This window comes from Streptomyces sp. NPDC001902 (genome assembly GCF_042891295.1).
Classification (GTDB): domain Bacteria; phylum Actinomycetota; class Actinomycetes; order Streptomycetales; family Streptomycetaceae; genus Actinacidiphila.
Genome location: NZ_JBIATA010000012.1, coordinates 1 through 16,981 on the forward strand (window position 1 = coordinate 1; position 16,981 = coordinate 16,981).

Annotated in this window: 13 protein-coding genes; 2 read left to right on the forward strand and 11 right to left on the reverse strand. The window is 73.4% G+C overall.

What is annotated here, in order from left to right; all coding sequences use genetic code 11:
• Positions 1-470 precede the first annotated feature (470 nt).
• The gene (locus ACFYYN_RS20360) at positions 471-1,478 is read right to left on the reverse strand and encodes a stage II sporulation protein M (RefSeq protein WP_500546955.1); all 1,008 of its coding nucleotides are present in this window, start codon (positions 1,476-1,478) and stop codon (positions 471-473) included.
• A gap of 95 nt (positions 1,479-1,573) precedes the next feature.
• On the opposite strand from ACFYYN_RS20360, the gene ACFYYN_RS20365 reads away from it, so the two are divergent.
• On the forward strand, positions 1,574-2,593 hold the full coding sequence (locus ACFYYN_RS20365) for an RDD family protein (protein WP_500546956.1): 1,020 nt from the start codon (positions 1,574-1,576) through the stop codon (positions 2,591-2,593).
• A gap of 24 nt (positions 2,594-2,617) precedes the next feature.
• Here ACFYYN_RS20365 and ACFYYN_RS20370 read toward each other — a convergent pair whose 3' ends face one another.
• From ACFYYN_RS20370 to ACFYYN_RS20405, 8 genes are all read right to left on the reverse strand, one after another.
• Positions 2,618-3,238: a hypothetical protein gene (locus ACFYYN_RS20370; RefSeq protein ID WP_500546957.1), complete on the reverse strand. Its 621-nt coding sequence runs from the start codon at positions 3,236-3,238 to the stop codon at positions 2,618-2,620.
• A gap of 129 nt (positions 3,239-3,367) precedes the next feature.
• On the reverse strand, positions 3,368-4,819 hold the full coding sequence (gene ahcY, locus ACFYYN_RS20375; RefSeq protein ID WP_500546958.1) for an adenosylhomocysteinase: 1,452 nt from the start codon (positions 4,817-4,819) through the stop codon (positions 3,368-3,370).
• A 238-nt stretch (positions 4,820-5,057) separates the two neighbouring features.
• Positions 5,058-6,002, reverse strand: a complete 945-nt coding sequence (locus tag ACFYYN_RS20380; RefSeq protein ID WP_500546959.1) for a cation diffusion facilitator family transporter — start codon at positions 6,000-6,002, stop codon at positions 5,058-5,060.
• A gap of 95 nt (positions 6,003-6,097) precedes the next feature.
• Positions 6,098-7,306, reverse strand: a complete 1,209-nt coding sequence (gene manA / locus ACFYYN_RS20385) for a mannose-6-phosphate isomerase, class I (RefSeq protein WP_500546960.1) — start codon at positions 7,304-7,306, stop codon at positions 6,098-6,100.
• A gap of 4 nt (positions 7,307-7,310) precedes the next feature.
• Complete coding sequence (locus ACFYYN_RS20390) at positions 7,311-8,462, reverse strand: SIS domain-containing protein (RefSeq protein WP_500546961.1); 1,152 nt, start codon at positions 8,460-8,462, stop codon at positions 7,311-7,313.
• A gap of 137 nt (positions 8,463-8,599) precedes the next feature.
• On the reverse strand, positions 8,600-8,779 hold the full coding sequence (locus tag ACFYYN_RS20395) for a Trm112 family protein (RefSeq protein WP_431967699.1): 180 nt from the start codon (positions 8,777-8,779) through the stop codon (positions 8,600-8,602).
• A 188-nt stretch (positions 8,780-8,967) separates the two neighbouring features.
• Positions 8,968-10,326, reverse strand: a complete 1,359-nt coding sequence (locus ACFYYN_RS20400; RefSeq protein ID WP_500360454.1) for a phosphomannomutase/phosphoglucomutase — start codon at positions 10,324-10,326, stop codon at positions 8,968-8,970.
• Positions 10,327-10,465: 139 nt separating this feature from the next.
• Positions 10,466-10,885 (reverse strand): DUF3499 domain-containing protein, encoded by a 420-nt coding sequence (locus tag ACFYYN_RS20405; RefSeq protein WP_078619945.1) that lies wholly within the window; start codon positions 10,883-10,885, stop codon positions 10,466-10,468.
• A 302-nt stretch (positions 10,886-11,187) separates the two neighbouring features.
• Here ACFYYN_RS20405 and ACFYYN_RS20410 point away from each other — a divergent pair, with 302 nt between their 5' ends.
• The gene (locus ACFYYN_RS20410) at positions 11,188-11,640 is read left to right on the forward strand and encodes a metallopeptidase family protein (RefSeq protein WP_500546962.1); all 453 of its coding nucleotides are present in this window, start codon (positions 11,188-11,190) and stop codon (positions 11,638-11,640) included.
• Between the two features lie 46 nt (positions 11,641-11,686).
• Here ACFYYN_RS20410 and ACFYYN_RS20415 read toward each other — a convergent pair whose 3' ends face one another.
• Together ACFYYN_RS20415 and ACFYYN_RS20420 are read right to left on the reverse strand one after the other, a co-directional pair.
• Positions 11,687-13,168: a DUF5719 family protein gene (locus tag ACFYYN_RS20415; RefSeq protein ID WP_500546963.1), complete on the reverse strand. Its 1,482-nt coding sequence runs from the start codon at positions 13,166-13,168 to the stop codon at positions 11,687-11,689.
• Positions 13,165-16,974 (reverse strand): glycosyltransferase, encoded by a 3,810-nt coding sequence (locus tag ACFYYN_RS20420; RefSeq protein ID WP_500546964.1) that lies wholly within the window; start codon positions 16,972-16,974, stop codon positions 13,165-13,167. The genes ACFYYN_RS20415 and ACFYYN_RS20420 overlap by 4 nt, the downstream gene beginning before the upstream one ends.
• Positions 16,975-16,981: the final 7 nt, after the last annotated feature.

The window sequence follows — 16,981 nt, forward strand, 5'->3', positions numbered from 1 at the left end:
GTTGACTTTTGGCACGCTGTTGAGTTCTCAAGGAACGGAAGCTTCCTTCGAGACCGTTTCACCGGCCCCTCCGGGCTTTCCCTTCGTTGTCTCCAACCTTACCAGATCCGTTTCGCGTTTCCGCTCTTCGTTTCCGGCCCCCTATTGGAGCGGGGTTTGTCTTCCGGCTTTCGCCTTTCGACGTCTCCGACTTTATCAGACTCTTTCGTGTCCGATTACCGCCGGGATTTTGCCTCTATGAATAGCGACACGAAAGACCACTCAGAAAGTTCTTTCTGAGAGGTGCGATGCGATCGATAGTCTTTCGAAGCGGGCTAGATTCTAGCCGCTGGCCCTCGAACATGTCCAGTTCGAGGCAACTGCTCAAATCTACCTCCCCGTGCCACCCGTGTCAACAGGTGTCTTGGGGCGAAGAGGAGACTAGCAGGTCAGCAACGCCGGATGCACATCGTCGGCGTCGGCCGTCCGGGTCACGCCGCGGTGGGCAGGACGTCGCTGCGGTCCCCCCGTTCCAGGTCGCCCGTCTCGCCGGCGAGGGCCGCGCGGCGCCCGATGACGAAGACGTAGACGAGGAAGAGCAGCTCGGCGGTGACGCCGATGCCGATGCGAGCCCAGGTGGGCAGGCCGGAGGGGGTGACGAAGGCTTCGAGGGCGCCGGAGACGAAGAGGACCGCGCCGAGGCCGATGGCCATGCCGATGGCGGCCCGGCCTTCTTCGGCGAGGGCCGTACGGCGGGGGCGCGGGCCGGGGTCGACGACGGTCCAGCCGAGGCGGAGTCCTGTGCCGGCGGCGACGAAGACGGCGGTCAGTTCGAGGAGGCCGTGCGGGAGGAGCAGCCCGAGGAAGGTGTCGAGGCGGCCCGCGGAGCCCATGAGGCCGAGCCCGAGACCCAGGTTGAGCATGTTCTCGAACAGTACGTAGAGGACGGGGAGCCCGAGGAAGACGCCGAGGACCAGGCAGTAGCCGGCGGCCATGGCGTTGTTCGTCCAGACCTGGGCCGCGAAGGAGGCGGCGGGGTGGCTGGAGTAGTACGCCTCGTACTCGCCGCCGGGGCGGGTCAGGGCGCGCAGTTCGTCGGGTGCGGCGATGGCGGACTGGACCTCGGGGTGGGTGGCGACCCACCAGCCGATGAGGGCGGCGACCGCGGTGGAGACGAGCGCGGTGGGGACCCACCAGTGGCGCGAGCGGTACATCGCGGCAGGGAAGGCGCGGGTGAAGAAGAGGACCGCGTCGCGCCAACCGGGGGTGCGGGCGCCGGTGACGGCGCTGCGCGCGCGAGCGACGAGCGTGGTGAGCCGTCCGACGAGTGCGGGGTCGGGGGCGCTGGACTGGACGAGGGACAGATGGGTGGCGGCGCGTTGGTAGAGGGTGACGAGTTCGTCGGCTTCCTCCCCGGACAGGCGCCGACGCCGGCGCAGCAGCGTGTCGAGCCGGTCCCACTCGTGGCGGTGGGCGGCTGCGAAGACGTCGAGGTCCATGGGCGCTGCTCCTGGCTGGCCGGGGAGGTCCCAGCTTGGCAGACGGGGCAAACTGGTCGCTCCGGGTCCGGGGTGGGCAGGAGGAGGGTTCCCGCATGGGTGAGGCGAGCGCGGCGGGCGGTGCCGGCCGGCTGGTGACGGGTGAGGCGGTCGAACTGGGGTTGCACCCGGCGAAGCTGCCGAGCCGGGCGCTGGCGGCGGCGCTGGACGGCGTCGTGTACTTCGGCGGTTATCTGGTCGTGTCGATCGTGCTGATGGTGGCGACGGCGTCAATGGACGGGGCGGCGGTGGCAGCGGTGTACGTGACCTCGCTGGTGCTGGTGCTGTTCGGGGTGCCGATCGCGGTGGAGACGCTGACCCGGGGGCGGTCGCTGGGGAAGCTGGCCTGCGGGTTGCGGGTGGTGCGGGACGACGGGGGGCCGATCCGGTTCCGGCACGCGCTGGTGCGCGGGGCGGTCGGGGTGGTCGAGATCCAGATGTTCCTCGGGGTGATCGCCTGCATCGCCTCGCTGGTGTCGGCGCGCGGTCGGCGGATCGGGGACGTCTTCGCGGGGACGCTGGTGGTGCGGGAACGGATTCCGGTGCCGCGGTCGCCGCGGCCGATGCCACCCGCGCCGCCGTGGCTGGCGGGGCAGTTGGCGGGGGTCGACCTGTCGGCGGTGCCGGAGGGGCTGTGGCTGGCGGTGCGGCAGTACCTGTCGCGGATGCATCAGCTGGATCCGCGGGTGGGTTGGTCGATGGCGGAACGGCTCGCGGGGGACGTCGTGGCGTGCACGGGGGCCACGGTGCCGGAGGGGACGCCGCCGGCGGGGTTCCTTGCGGCTGTGGTGGCGGAGCGGCAGGCGCGGGACGCGCGCCGGGTCTTCGGGGCTCCGGTCGGTGCTCCGGCCGACGGGGTCGCCGAGCCGGGGGGCTTCGGGGTCGCGGAGCCGGGGAAGGGCTGGGCGCCGGTGCCGCCTGCGGGGGGCTGGGTGGCGCCCGGTACGGACGGCGGAGTACGGGGGGACGCGGTGCCGCCGGGGCGCGGGGGGCAGGCCCCTCAGGCGCCGGTGCCTTCGTCCTCGACGTCGCCCTCCTCCTCGTCCTCGTCGACGGGCTTCGCGCCTCCGGCGTGAGGGGTCGCCGCTGCGTCGGCGGGGTCAGTCCGTCGGGAACCGGGACGGGGGTGACTCGAGGTCCTCGAGTTCGATGCCCGGGGCGGAGAGGACGACGTCGCCGGCGATGTGGACGGTGTGCTGTTCACCGGTCTCCAGGTCGTTGACCTGGTATTCGTCCACGAGCAGGGGGTCGTTGTCGGTGGTGTGTGCTTCGCTCGTGATCAGGGCCCACGACTGGTCGAGGGTGCGGGGTGCGAGCACGGGGGGTTGGAATGCGACGAGGCGTACGCGGGTGGCCGGGGAGCCGGGCCGCAGGCGGAGCAGCCGCGCGGTGGCGACGTAGAACGCGGGTGACGCGCCGGTGAAGGCGTGGGCGGGGACGTTGCCCTCCTGAGCGTGTTCGCCGGAGGGGTCGGTACGGACCCAGGTGAGGCCGTCGAGGGCGGCGCCGCGGACCTGCCAGCTCGCGGCGTGCAGTTCCAGGCGGATGGGGCGGCCGAGTTCATCGATGGTGAGGTCGACGGAGCCGGCGTGGCCGCCGTCGGGGTGGGTCTTCTGTGCGGTGTAGCGCCAGCCGGCGGGGCCGGTGGCGCAGTGGAAGTGTTCTTCGCCGAGGGGGGTGTGGTCGTGGGTGTCGTGGAACGAGTAGCGGCCGCGGGGCATGGTTCGACCTTACAAAGCGGGCGGGGGCCCGACGGGGCAGGCCCCCGCCGGGGGCGGGGGCCTGCGGGGTGGTTCCTGAGGTGCCGTCGGGGCCGGTGGCGCGCTGTCGTGCGGGCGGCCCGGGCGGCGTCAGTAGCGGTAGTGGTCCGGCTTGTAGGGGCCCTCGACCGGGACGCCGATGTAGGCGGCCTGCTCGGGGCGCAGGGTGGTGAGCTTGACGCCGAGGGCGTCGAGGTGGAGCCGGGCGACCTTCTCGTCGAGGTGCTTGGGCAGGACGTAGACGCCGATCGGGTACTCCTCGGGCTTGGTGAACAGCTCGATCTGGGCCAGGGTCTGGTCCGAGAAGGAGTTGGACATCACGAACGAGGGGTGGCCGGTGGCGTTGCCCAGGTTGAGCAGGCGGCCCTCGGACAGCACGATCAGGACCTTGCCGTCGGAGAAGGTCCAGGTGTGGACCTGGGGCTTGACCTCGTCCTTGACGATGCCGGGGATCTTGGCGAGGCCGGCCATGTCGATCTCGTTGTCGAAGTGGCCGATGTTGCCGACGATCGCCTGGTGCTTCATGCGCTGCATGTGCTCGGCGAGGATGATGTCGCGGTTGCCGGTGGTGGTGACGAAGATGTCGGCGGTCTCGACGACGTCCTCGAGCGTGGTGACCTGGTAGCCGTCCATCGCGGCCTGGAGGGCGTTGATGGGGTCGATCTCGGTGATGATGACGCGGGCGCCCTGGCCGCGCAGCGACTCGGCGCAGCCCTTGCCGACGTCGCCGTAGCCGCAGACGACGGCGACCTTGCCGCCGATGAGGACGTCGGTGGCGCGGTTGATGCCGTCGATGAGGGAGTGGCGGCAGCCGTACTTGTTGTCGAACTTCGACTTGGTGACGGCGTCGTTGACGTTGATCGCGGGGAACAGCAGGGTGCCGTCGCGCTGCATCTCGTACAGGCGGTGGACGCCGGTGGTGGTCTCCTCGGTGACGCCGCGGATCTCGGAGGAGAGCTGGGTCCACTTCTGGGGGTTCTCGCCGAGGGTGCGGTTGAGGAGCAGCAGGATCTGCTCGTACTCCTCGCTGTCGGCGGTGGAGGGGTCGGGGGCCTGGCCGGCCTTCTCGAACTCCACACCCTTGTGGACCAGCAAGGTGGCGTCGCCGCCGTCGTCGAGGATCATGTTCGGGCCGCCGGTGGGCGAGTCGGGCCAGGTGAGGGCCTGCTCGGTGCACCACCAGTACTCGGCGAGGGTCTCGCCCTTCCAGGCGAAGACGGGGATGCCCTGCGGGTTCTCGGGGGTGCCGTTCGGGCCGACGGCGATGGCCGCGGCGGCGTGGTCCTGCGTGGAGAAGATGTTGCAGGAGGCCCAGCGGACCTGGGCGCCGAGGGCGGCGAGGGTCTCGATGAGGACCGCGGTCTGCACGGTCATGTGCAGGGAGCCGGTGATGCGGGCGCCGGCCAGCGGCTGGGAGGAGGCGAACTCCTCGCGGATGGCCATCAGGCCGGGCATCTCGTGCTCGGCGAGGGTGATCTCCTTGCGGCCGAAGGCGGCCAGGGAGAGGTCGGCGACCTTGAAGTCGTTGGTGACGGGGGACATGCAGTCTCCTCGTGGGGTGCTTCCAGAACGGACATCGGCTTTCCGCTGCGGGGCGGGGGGAGGCATGCGGACATACGTCTCCCTCGACCGCAGCTCAGCCCGTCGGAGGCCCTCTCTCCCTCGGCCGGTCCGTGTCCGGACCGCCCGACCGCCATCAGCAGCGACGTCTGGCTAGGGACGAATCTACACCGAGTGGCCGGGCGCGTCCGGAAGGTGCGTGGAGGTCGTGTGGAGGGGGTCAGTCCGCCGTGGGGGCAGTGGGGGCGGCCGACTGCTCGCGGTAGATGTCCGGTTCGAGGTAGATGACGCGGGCGATGGGCTCGGCCTCGCGGATGCGGGCCTCGGCGGCGTCGATGGCACGGGCGACCTCGGTGGCGGTGTCGTCGTGCTCGACGGCGATCTTGGCGGCGACGAGGAGCTCGTCGGGGCCGAGGTGGAGCGTGCGCATGTGGATCAGGCGGGTGACGGTGTCGCCGTCGACGATGGCCGCGCGGATGCGGGCGACGACCTCGGGTCCGGCGGCCTCGCCGAGGAGCAGCGACTTGGTCTCGGAGGCGAGGACGAGCGCGATGGCGACGAGGAGGACGCCGATGCAGAGGGTGCCGATGCCGTCCCAGATGCCGTCGCCGGTGAGCAGGGACAGGCCGACGCCGCCGAGGGCGAGCACGAGGCCGACGAGCGCGCCGAAGTCCTCGAGGAGGACGACGGGGAGCTCGGGGGCCTTGGCGGTGCGGATGAACTGGCTCCAGGTCTGCTTGCCGCGCACCACGTTGGATTCCTTGATGGCTGTGCGGAAGGAGAAGCCCTCGGCGACGATCGCGAAGATCAGGACGCCGATGGGCCAGTACCAGTGCTCGATCTCGTGGGGGTGCTGGACCTTCTCGTAGCCCTCGTAGAGGGCGAAGACGCCACCGATGGTGAACAGCACGATGGAGACGAGGAAGCCGTAGATGTACCGCTCACGGCCGTAGCCGAAGGGGTGTTCCTCGGTGGCCTTCTTCTGGGCCTTCTTGCCGCCGAGCAGGAGCAGCGCCTGGTTGCCCGAGTCGGCCACCGAGTGCACGCCTTCGGCGAGCATGGACGAGGAGCCGCTGAAGGCGAACGCCACGAACTTGCTCACCGCGATGGCGAGGTTGGCGCCCAATGCGGCGACGATCGCCTTGGTTCCGCCTGACGCGCTCATAGGTGCTGGTGGTCCCTTCCGTCGGCCCTGGTCTTTGCCCGGTCTTTACGGCGTTACGGCGGGACATTCTTGCAGGCCGTGCTTCGCGTGGTGCGTCAGGCCACCACGGTGGCCCGGAAGACGGTCCCCTCGCCGGTGAGTTCGACCTGTTCGCCTGCGGGAACGTAGGCGGACTGGCCGCGGCCGAGGGTGAGTTCCAGGGCCGCCGGGTCGGCGGGTGTGCGCAGGGTGGCGGTGCCCTCGGTGCAGAGCAGGATCTGGGCGGTGCGGTCGTGGGGGGTGCGGGGGGCGGCGCCGGCGGCGAGCGAGTACCGGGAGAGCCGGAACTCGTCGATGGGGGTGCCGTAGAGCTCCTCGCCGTCGGGGGACGCCTCGGGGCGCAGGACACCGGCGTCACCCGCGTGGAAGCGGACGATGCGCAGCAGTTCGGGGATGTCGACGTGCTTGGGGGTGAGTCCGCAGCGCAGGACGTTGTCGGAGTTGGCCATGATCTCGACGCCGAGGCCGCTGAGGTAGGCGTGCGGTATGCCGGCGCCGAGGAAGAGCGCCTCGCCGGGCTGGAGCCGGACGTGGTTGAGCAGCATGGCGGCGATGACGCCGGGGTCGCCGGGGTAGGCGTGGGCGATGGCTGCGTAGGCGGCGTAGGCGTCGGCGTTCGGTCCGCCCTCGGTGGCGAGCCGGCCGGCGGCTTCGGCGGCTTCGTCCACGGTGCCGGCCATGGCGTCGTGTTCGGCTCCGAGCACGGCGGTGAGGACCTCGCGGAGGGCGGCCTCCTCGGGGTGGGCGCGCAGCAGGTCGACGTACGGCTTGAGGGAGTCGACGCCGAGGGCGGAGAGGAGGGCCGCGGTCTCCTCGGGGTGGCGGAAGCCGCACAGTCCCTCGAAGGGGGTGAGCGCGACGATCATCTCCGGCTTGTGGTTGGCGTCCTTGTAGTTGCGGTGCGGGGCGTCGACGGGGACGCCGCGGGCCTCCTCGTCGGCGAAGCCGGCGGCGGCCTGGGCGAGGTCGGGGTGCACCTGCAGGGAGAGGGGGGAGCCGGCGGCGAGGAGCTTGAGCAGGAACGGCAGCCGGGGACCGAAGCGTTCGACGGCGGGGGCGCCGAGTTCACCGTCCGGGTCGGCGGCGATGACCTGGTCGAGCGGGACCGGACCGTTGCCGCGGTCGATGCGGGAGGGGGCGCCGGGGTGGGCGCCCATCCACAGTTCGGCCTGCGGCTCGCCCGTGGGGGTGGTGCCGAGCAGTTCGGGGATCGCGCTGGTGGAACCCCAGGCGTACGGGCGGATGGTGTTGGTCAGGCGGTCCATGCGGTCATGATCTCCCGGTGGAAGTGATGGCAAGGTAAACGGAGGCGAAATCCGTGACGGCGAGGAGTTCGACGGCGGATTCCAGGTCGCCTCCCTCTGCGGGGGCGAGCTCGCTCAGCGGGGTGTCGTGGGTGGTGGCGAGCTCGCGGGCGAGCGGGGCGGAGCTCGATGCGGCGTTGCCGGGGCGGTGCAGGAGCACGACGCGCAGGCGCAGGTCCTCGGGCTCGTCGACGCGGTCGCGGAAGAAGTCCTCGGGGTCAAGGGCGCCGGCCAGGGAGCCGGCGAGCAGCGCGCCGTGGGTGTCGAGTGCCTCGGGGAGTTCGCCGTGCAGGGCGGGGCGTCCGGCGCGGGCGGCGATGGCCGCGGCGAAGCGCCGGGCGGCGACGGAGGCGACCGGTCCCTCGCTCCACATCACCGGCAGGGATTCGGCGAGTTCGGAGGCGAGTGCCTTGGCGGGGTTGCTGTAGGTGGCGGTGGCGGGGCCGCAGCGGGCGGCGACCTCGTCGAGGCGGTCGGCGACGCGCTCGATGGCGTCGGGCGGGGCGGCGAGCAGGCCGATGCGGTCGCCGAGGGCAAGCAGCGGGGTGAGCAGCGCCCAGAAGGCGCCGAGGTCCTCGGCGGGGTCGGCGGCCTCGCCGAGGACCCCCGCGACGGACGCCGGGTCGGGCGCGGGGGCGTACGGCAGGACCATGCCCCGCACCTGCTGGATCGCCTCGGCGATGGGTGAGCCGGCGGGGACGACGGCGGCGGCGGTGCAGCCGCGGCGGTAGGCCTGCTCGATGAGGTCGGCCAGGCCCGCCTCGGTGCCTGCGGGGCTGGCGATGAGCAGCAGGTCCAGCGGGCCGGCCCAGCCGGGGAGGGCCCACCGCAGGTCGTACGGGGCGGGGCCGGTGGGGTGCAGGGGCAGTACGGGCCCGCTGCCGTTGCCGAGGGCGGCCAGCAGTTCGGCGACGGCGGCGACGGCGACCGCGCCGGGGCCGGCGACCAGGACGCTGCGGGGGCGGCCGTCGGGCTTGAGTTCGCCGACGCCTGCCTCCTGGGCGAGGCGGGCGGCGGTGCGGACGCGGGCGCCTGCGGCGGCAACGCCGAGGAGGAGGCCGCGGGTGTCGGCGCGGGCGAGGGCGTCGGGGTCGTCGAGCAGCGTCTCGTCCAGCATCGGGGGTGACCTCCGGTCCGGTCCGGTTGTGTCGGGTGTCGCGGGGCGCCGTGCGGTGCGGGTGCCCGTGCCGGCGCCGGTGGTGCGTACGGCGCGCGCTGCCGGGCGGGGGTGCGGTGCCGGGCGGCCGGGTCGCGTCAGGCGGGGCGGCGGGCCTCGTCGACGAGGAGGACGGGGATGTCGTCGCGCACGGGGTAGGCCAGGCCGCAGTCGGCGGAGGTGCAGGTGAGCTCGGTGGCCTCGACGTCCTCGCGCAGCGGCGCGTGGCAGGCGGGGCAGGCGAGGATCTCCAGGAGGCTGGCTTCGACGAGCGGCATGGGTGGCTTCTCCCGTGTGGTCGTGTCGTGGTCGTGGTTTCCGGGTGTCCGCCGTGTGCGGGCGTACGCGTCCGGACCGGCCGATTCAGCCTATCGCCGGGCGGCCGGGGCCGCGTGACCGTGTCGGGGCCCCGGTCCCCCGCCGGAGGAGGCGGTGCGGTGCGGTGCCTCCTCCGGCGGGGCGGCCGTCAGGCGCGGACGATGGCGAGGACCTCGTCGCGGACGCCGGCCATGAGCTCGGTGTCGCGCGCCTCCACGTTGAGGCGCAGCAGCGGCTCGGTGTTGGAGGGGCGCAGGTTGAACCACCAGCCGTCGCCGGTGACCGTGAGGCCGTCGAGCTCGTCGAGGCCGGTGCCCGGGCGGTCGGCGTAGGCCGCGCGGACGGCGGCGGTGCGGCCGGCCTGGTCGTCGACGGCGGTGTTGATCTCGCCGGAGGCGGCGTAGCGGTCGTACTCGGCGACGAGCGCGGACAGCGTGCCGTCCTGGCCGCCGAGGGCGGCGAGGACGTGGAGCGCGGCGAGCATGCCGGTGTCGGCGTTCCAGAAGTCGCGGAAGTAGTAGTGCGCGGAGTGCTCGCCGCCGAAGACGGCGCCGGTACGGGCCATCTCCTGCTTGATGAAGGAGTGGCCGACGCGGGTGCGGACGGGCGTCCCGCCGTGCTCCTTGACGACCTCGGGCACGGTCCACGAGGTGATCAGGTTGTGGATGACGGTGGAGCCGGGGTGCTTGGCCAGTTCGCGGGCGGCGACCAGGGCGGTGATCGCGGACGGGGAGACGGGCTCGCCGCGCTCGTCGACGACGAAGCAGCGGTCGGCGTCGCCGTCGAAGGCGATGCCGATGTCGGCGCCGGTCTCGCGCACCTTCTCCTGCAGGTCGACGATGTTCTTGGGGTCGAGGGGGTTGGCCTCGTGGTTGGGGAAGGTGCCGTCGAGCTCGAAGTACATCGGGACGAGGTCGAGGGGCAGCCCGTCGAAGACGGTGGGGACGGTGTGCCCGCCCATGCCGTTGCCGGCGTCGACGACGACCTTGAGGTGCCGGATGGAGCTCAGGTCGACCAGGGTGCGCAGGTGGGCGGCGTAGTCGGCGAGCATGTCCCGCTGGGTGACCTCGCCGGGGGTGGCGTCGCTCGCCGGGAGGCCGGTCTCGGACCACTGCTCGACCAGTTCGCGGATCTCGGCGAGGCCGGTGTTCTGTCCGACGGGGGCGGCGCCGGCGCGGCACATCTTGATGCCGTTGTACTGCGCCGGGTTGTGGCTGGCCGTGAACATCGCGCCGGGCAGGTCGAGCTTGCCGCTGGCGAAGTACAGCTGGTCGGTGGAGCAGAGGCCGATCTCGGTGACCTTGGCGCCGCGCGAGGCCGCGCCGCGGGCGAAGGCCCGGGACAGGCCGGGCGAGGAGGGCCGCATGTCGTGGCCCGTCACGATCGCGTCGGCACCGGTCACGGTGACGAAGGCCGCGCCGAAGAGTTCGGCGAGCGGCTCGCCCCATTGGTCGGGGACGACTCCGCGGACGTCGTACGCCTTCACGAGCTGGGAGAGGTCGGTCACCGCATGTGCTCCACTCTGGAATCCGGTTGCCGGTGGATGGATCGTGGCAAGAGCCAACCTACCGGGCGGATCCGAACGCGCCGATGAGGAGCCCGGGTGCACGTGCGGACCCGGGGCGGGGTATGGCGGGGGTGCCGGTTCAGGAGTCGGGCGAGCGCAGGACGCGCAGGTGCCCGCGCCGGGCGATCTCCATGGGGTCGCCGCCGCGGCCGTTGGTGCCGTTGCCCTCGCGCTCCTGGGGGCGGGCGGCCTCACGCACGGCGTTGGCGAGCGCTTCGAGGTCGTCACCGCTGGGGCGCGTGGGGCCGGTGTCCGTGGCGAGCCGTACGACTTCCCAGCCGCGGGGGGCGGTGAGGCGCTCGGAGTGCTCCGAGCACAGGTCGTAGCAGTGGGGTTCGGCGTAGGTGGCGAGCGGTCCGAGGACGGCGGTGGAGTCCGCGTAGACGTACGTCAGCGTCGCGACGGCGGGACGGCCACACGCGGTGCGCGAACAGCGACGTACAAGGCTCACGACGTTGGACGGTACCGCACTCTTGAGCGGGCCGCGACGACTCCCCAGGAGCTCACCCCGTCGTGTCGTCCGGGTTGGCCGGGAAGGTCCGACCTGGGGTCACCACACCTGACCTGCAAAGGGCCGGAAATGTGCAGGTGCCCCTCCGAGGACACCGATCACCAAACGCTGCAAATGATGCCAATTGCGATCGGTGAAGCGGTCAGGGCAGGGGAATCACGTGGGCGCCAGGGGCGAGCGACCGTACATTCTGCGACATCGACGGGGATGTCCGGTCCTCGTCCCCCGTGGTGGTGGCAGCGGTCACGGAGCCGCATAACCAGGGCTCCCGACGGCTACTCTCAGAGGTGATGGACACCCCTTCGCCCGCACCGCGCCAGCGCCACCGCGACCGACACGGCCGCGGCATGCGCGGCCCCATCGCGCCCCCACAGGTGCCCCTGGCACGCACCCGCGCCGACGCCTTCGACGACCTGGTGCGCGACGCGGCGGACCGGCTCGAGCGGCGCTGGCCGCAGCTGGCGGAGGTGGAGTTCGCGGTGCAGGAGGTGCCCTGGCCGGCGGACGCCGCCGACGGCGCCCCGGTCGACGGCCGGTTCGACGACGGGGTGCCGCTGGGGCGACTCCTCGGCGGGCAGAAGGGCAACCCGCACCGCATCGTGGTGTACCGGCGGCCGGTGGAGATCCGGGCCAAGAGCCGCGACGAACGGGCCCTGCTGGTGCACGACGTGGTCGTGGAGCAGGTGGCCGAACTGCTCGGGCTGTCACCGGAGAACGTCGACCCCCGGTACGGGGAGGGCTGATCCCGGTACCGGCACGGGCCCGCGGGCCCGTGCCGGTCGCGGATCGTCAGCGGTTGAGGATGGACAGGTCCTCTTCCGACTTCGGCACGGCGACCAGACCCCGGTCGTCCGGCATGGTCTGGATGGTGAACATCGGGACGCCGCCCTCCGGCAGGGCGAGCATCCGGGAGGCATAGACGGGGCCGCCCGAGGCGGGTTCCACCGTGACGGCGAAGGAGCCCTTGCCCGTGGAGGGGGCGGGCGGTGACAGGACGACCGTCGTGCCGCGCTTGACCGGGACGTTCTTGGTGACGGTTTCGCCGCCCTTGGTCGAGGCGGAGGTGACGACCCGCACGGTGGCGTCGCCCTCCGGCGCGGTCAGGGCGAGCGTCGAGCCCTTGGTGCGGTTGTCGGCGGCGCTGGCGCGGTCGCCGATGGGGGCGGTGGCGGGCAGGAAGGCGGTCTCCTGGTCGGCGCCCTTGCCGCGGGTGATCCGCAGGGCGGCGACCACGGGTGCCTCGTCGGAGGGGTCGGTGGGGCTGAGGATCAGCGAGGCGGCCTCGCCCTTGGTGACGTCGCCGAGGTCGACGGCGGTGGTCATGCCGCTCTTGACGTGCACGGTCTCGTGCCCGGCGGGGGTGATCTCGCCGCCCGAGGAGGCGAGCCGCAGCTTGAGGTCGGCGTCGCTGTCGCCGGTCGCGAAGACCACCAGGCGCACATCGGAGGCGTCGCCGGGGATGCCGGGCATGACGGCCTCGGCGGCGGGGTCGGTGGAGGCGGGCAGCCAGTCGCCGCCGGCCTTGGCGTCCTCGGCCTCCACGGTGGCGCCGACCCGGCCGCTGCGGGCACTGACGTGCAGGGTGAGGGCGTCGGACTTCTCCGTGGTGAGCGTGGAGAGCAGGACGGGTACGGTCGCGCCCGGCGGCACCGTGATGCCGTCGGTCGTGCTGGTCTTGACCTCGCCCTTGTCGCCGTAGAGCGCGAGGTCGATGACGGCGGAGGTGTCGTCCGGGTTGGTCAGGTGGACGTAGTCCTGCCGCCCCGCGCCGGTGCTGACCCCGGGGAACCAGAACTCGCTGTCCGGCACGGCACAGGAGGCGCCCAGCACCGCCCGGGCCGGGCCCGCGTCGACGACCGTGGTCTGCTGCACGGTCCAGCCGGGGGCGAGCGCCCCGTCGGCGGTTCCGATGAGCGCGGGGGCGTCGGAGGCCTCGGTGACCGCGGTGACCGGCTGGCCGGCCTCCTTCAGCGGTGCGACCGGCTTGCGCTTGGCCTCGGCCTTGCCGTCCTGGTCGGCGGCGGCCAGCAGGGCGGCGGCGCCGCCCGAGCCGGCGGAGTCGCCCTTGGGCGTGAAGGCGGTGTACGTGGTCGTGGCGAAGTCCGAGTCCGACGGGGCCGGGCAGGCCAGCGTGGACCGCTCGACGGGCAGCCGCGCCGCGCTCACGGCGGGCGCCGCGTCCGGGGTGCCCGCGCCGGAGACGGTGGCGACGCCGGCGACCGCGGCCAGGGCGGCGGTCACGCCGATCAGGGAGAGGGTGCTGCGGTTCACTGCTGGTTGCTCCCGTCGCGGCGGTAGCCGTCCGTGTCGTAAGCGTCCGTGTCGTAGGTGCCGTAGGGGGCGTACGAAGCGTCGTAGCCCTGCTGCCGGGGCTGCTCCTCGTACCCCTGCGGCTGCTGCGGCTGCTGCGACTGCTGCTCGTAGCCCTGCCGGTCGTAGCCGGGCTGCTGGGACTCCTGGCCGTAGCCGTACGGGTCGTAGACCTGCTCCTGCGGCTGGGCGGGCTGCTCGTAGCCGTAGGTGCTGGTGTACTCCGCGGCCCACTGCTCCTGGCCGTACGGGTCGTCCTGCTGGGGGCCGGCGGCGTAGGGGTCGTACTCGGCGTACTGCGCGTACTCGGCCTGCTCCTGGTGCGCGGGCCCGGCGGCCTCGGGCTCCGCGGGGGCGTCGTCCGCCTCCCCCTCGGCCTCGGCGGCGGCGCGCAGCCGGCGGGCGCGACGGCCGTCGCCGCCGCCCTGCGCCGGGATGCCGGCGGCCGCGGCTGCGGCTGCGGCCACGGGCGCGGCCTCCGCGTCGGGCAGGTCGTCGTCGACCTCGCGGCGCCGGCCCGGCAGGGCCATGACCACGAGCACCAGGCCGAGGAAGCCCTGGACCCACACCCACACGGTGTGCGTGAACGGGTCGTCGTAGACGAGGTCGAGCCGGCCGCCGCTGCTGGGGAGCCGGAAGCCCTGGGCCCAGCCGTCGACGGTGGTGGCGGTGAGCTCCTTGCCGTCGAGGGTGGCGGTCCAGCCGGGGGCGGCGCGGTCGGCGATGCGCAGGACGCGGCCGTCGGCGCCGGCCGGGACGGTGGTGTGGGCCTCCACCTTGCCGGAGGCGACGGTGACGACGGCGGCGGGGGCGTCGGCGTCCTCACCGGAGCCGGTGTCTTCGGCGTCGCCGGAGCCGTTGTCGTCGCCGCTGCCGGAGGGCTCGACGATCGTGATGCGGGCGACGTCGTCGTCCACCCGCCACAGGGCGCTGCCGTCGGCCTGGCTGAGCCGGGACAGGCCCGGGGTGCTGTCGAGGGTGCGGCTCATCTCGCGCGGGGCGCCGCTCTGGACGAGGACGTAGCGCACGGCGTAGCCGCCGAGCTGGCTGGCCTGGTCGGCGCCGGAGCCGGCCACGAGATTTCCGACGATCTTGGCGAGCCGGGCGTCGCTGCCGGCCGCGGCGGCGATCTCGGCGTCGCCGAGGCGGGCGCCGGCGCCCCGGACCAGGGCGTACGAGACGTGGGCGGGCGTGCCCGAAAGGACGAGGGTGCGGGCCTGGTCGCGGGTGGTGCTCTCCTCGGCGACGAAGGCGGGCACCTGGGTCGGGTCGCGGCGCTCCAGCGGGCCGTCGGCGCCGCCGGCCATCCAGCCGACGGCGGCGGACAGCGGGGCGAGCACGGCGGCCAGGGCGACGAGCGCGGCGACGGGCTGGCGCCAGCCGAAGCCGGAGGCGGCGAGCCGTTCCTTGGCACCCTCGGCGCCCACCGCGGCGGCGGCGAGCAGGGCGAGGCCGTACACCAGCGTGGCGGGGCCGGCCCAGGAGGTGCTGTTGGCGAGGACGGCGAAGACCAGGCCGGTCAGGGCGCCCGCCCAGGCGGTGACGATGGCCGAGCGGCGCTCGCCGCGCACCAGTGCGGCCAGCGCGGCGAGGACGATGCCCGCGAGCAGGTAGCCGCCGGCGGCGCCGGGGCCGCCGGGGTTGATCAGGAGGAGGTCGGTGGCGGTGGCGGACTTGGCGCCGAACGGCAGACCGGCCTCGTCCAGGAAGCGCTTGGGGTGCGTGAGCAGCCCGATCGACCAGGGCGCGAGCACCACCACGGGGGCGCCGAGGACGGCCACGGCGCGCATGGCCAGCGGGACGAGGAGCCGGCCCTGCCCGCGCACGACGCGCGTGGCGATGGCGACGCCGGCGAGCACCAGGGTGACGAGCCAGGTGATGGGGGTGAACGCGGTGGTGATCGTCAGCAGCAGCGCGACGGCCCAGGCGGCGCGCCAGCCGGGCCGCAGCCCCCGCTCGACGGCGTCGGCGGACATCCGCAGGCCCGCCGCGGAGACGGCGGCGCGGGCCATGAGCGGCAGCAGGATGGCCAGGACGGCGGTGCCGAGCCGGCCGCCGGCGAGGGCGCCGGTGGCGGCGGGCAGGAAGGCGTACGCGACGGCGCCCCAGGCGCGCAGCAGCCGGGACTCGACCAGCGGCCGCGACACGAAGTAGGCGCTGAGGCCCGCGAGCGGCACCGAGGCGACGAGGAGCACGGTCAGGGCGAGGCCGGTGCTGCCGAGCAGGGCGCTCGCCAGGGTGGCCACGATCGCCAGGTAGGGCGGCGCGGTCTCGGTGCTGCCGGCGCCCAGGGCGTGCCAGGCGCCGAGGTAGGAGCCCCACAGGTCGGAGGCGTCGGCGGGGGCGGGCAGCAGTGCGCCGCCGGACAGGGCGCCGCCGCCGAGGAGCGCGCGGCAGGCGATGAGGGAGAAGAGCAGCAGGACGGCGAAGAGCATCGGGGCGGGTTGCCGCGCGACGCGCTTCAGCAGCGCGAACTGCTCGACCTCCAGGTACTCGCCGTCGTCGTCGCCGCCGCTGGGCCCGGAGTCCAGCCCGCCGTGGCGTCCGGCGGAGGAGGCGTCGGCGGCCGCGCGGCCGGAGACGTTGCTGACGACCTGCTCGACGGTGGCCCGTACGGTCGCGCCGGGCGGCGGGAAGAGCGTCCGCAGTTCGGAGGCCGGGACGGCGGGCCGGGAACGCCGGTGGCGGGCGCCGAGGAGGCGGCCGGGGCGCAGCAGGACCGACAGCAGGCCGGTGATCTCGTCGACGGCCTGTCCGGGGACCTTGCCGACGAGGTAGGCGAGGGTGCGCAGCACCGTGCCGAGCACGATGCGCGCGAAGACGTACGGGAGGAGGGCGCCACGGGTGTTGGCCAGCAGCGTGTAGACGGCGCCCGCCTTGTCGACGCGGTGCGGGTTGACGACGGAGCGGCCGGCGCAGTCGACGGGACGGCGCTCGCGGGAGGCCGCCTCGGCGTGCCGCAGGACGGCGTCGGGGGCGACGAGGACGGTGTGGCCGGCGGACTGGGCGCGCCAGCAGAAGTCGACGTCGTCGCGCATGAGCGGCAGCCGGCGGTCGAACCCGCCGAGGTCCTCCCACACGTCGCGGCGCACCAGCATGCCCGCGCTGGAGACCGAGAGCACCTGGCGGACCTGGTCGTGCTGGCCCTGGTCCTGCTCGCGGCGCTCCAGGCCGGTCCAGCGGCGGCCGCTGCGGGCGATGGAGACGCCGACCTCCAGCAGCTGGCGCCGGTCGTACCAGCTGCGCAGCTTTGGGCCGATGATCGCGGCGGACGGCGAGGCGTCCGCGACCCTCAGGAGGTTGAGGAGGGCGTCCGGGGCGGGCTCGCAGTCGTCGTGCAGGAGCCACAGCCACTGCACGGGTTCGCCGTGCGGCTCCTCGGGCTCGTCGTAGGCGTCGTCGTTCCAGGTGCGGGAGACCGGGTCCCAGCTGCTGGGCCGCCCCAGGTAGGGCAGTTGCTCCACGGTCAGGGGCTCGGCGGCGCGCACGCACTCGTCGACGGCGGCGCCGAAGCCACTGCGCCGGGCGAGGTGCAGGACGCGGTGGTCGCCGAGGCTCTCGGCGAGCAGGCGGGCGGAGTCGTCGGCGCTGCCGGTGTCGGCGGCGATGACGTCCTGGACCGGGCGGTCCTGGGAGACCAAACCCGAGAGCGCGTTGGGCAGCCAGCGGGCACCGTCGTGGGCGACGAGCACGGCGGTGACGACGTGGCGCGGGAACTCCGGTGCCTGGGCGGCGTATTGAGTCCCGGCTGAACTGTTCACGGACATCGAGGTT

Coding starts and splice junctions, on each gene's coding strand:
- ACFYYN_RS20360 (WP_500546955.1), bottom strand. CDS start 1,478: ATGGACCTCGACGTCTTCGCAGCCGCCCACCGCCACGAGTGGGACCGG.
- ACFYYN_RS20365 (WP_500546956.1), top strand. CDS start 1,574: ATGGGTGAGGCGAGCGCGGCGGGCGGTGCCGGCCGGCTGGTGACGGGT.
- ACFYYN_RS20370 (WP_500546957.1), bottom strand. CDS start 3,238: ATGCCCCGCGGCCGCTACTCGTTCCACGACACCCACGACCACACCCCC.
- ahcY (WP_500546958.1), bottom strand. CDS start 4,819: ATGTCCCCCGTCACCAACGACTTCAAGGTCGCCGACCTCTCCCTGGCC.
- ACFYYN_RS20380 (WP_500546959.1), bottom strand. CDS start 6,002: ATGAGCGCGTCAGGCGGAACCAAGGCGATCGTCGCCGCATTGGGCGCC.
- manA (WP_500546960.1), bottom strand. CDS start 7,306: ATGGACCGCCTGACCAACACCATCCGCCCGTACGCCTGGGGTTCCACC.
- ACFYYN_RS20390 (WP_500546961.1), bottom strand. CDS start 8,462: ATGCTGGACGAGACGCTGCTCGACGACCCCGACGCCCTCGCCCGCGCC.
- ACFYYN_RS20395 (WP_431967699.1), bottom strand. CDS start 8,779: ATGCCGCTCGTCGAAGCCAGCCTCCTGGAGATCCTCGCCTGCCCCGCC.
- ACFYYN_RS20410 (WP_500546962.1), top strand. CDS start 11,188: ATGGACACCCCTTCGCCCGCACCGCGCCAGCGCCACCGCGACCGACAC.
- ACFYYN_RS20420 (WP_500546964.1), bottom strand. CDS start 16,974: ATGTCCGTGAACAGTTCAGCCGGGACTCAATACGCCGCCCAGGCACCG.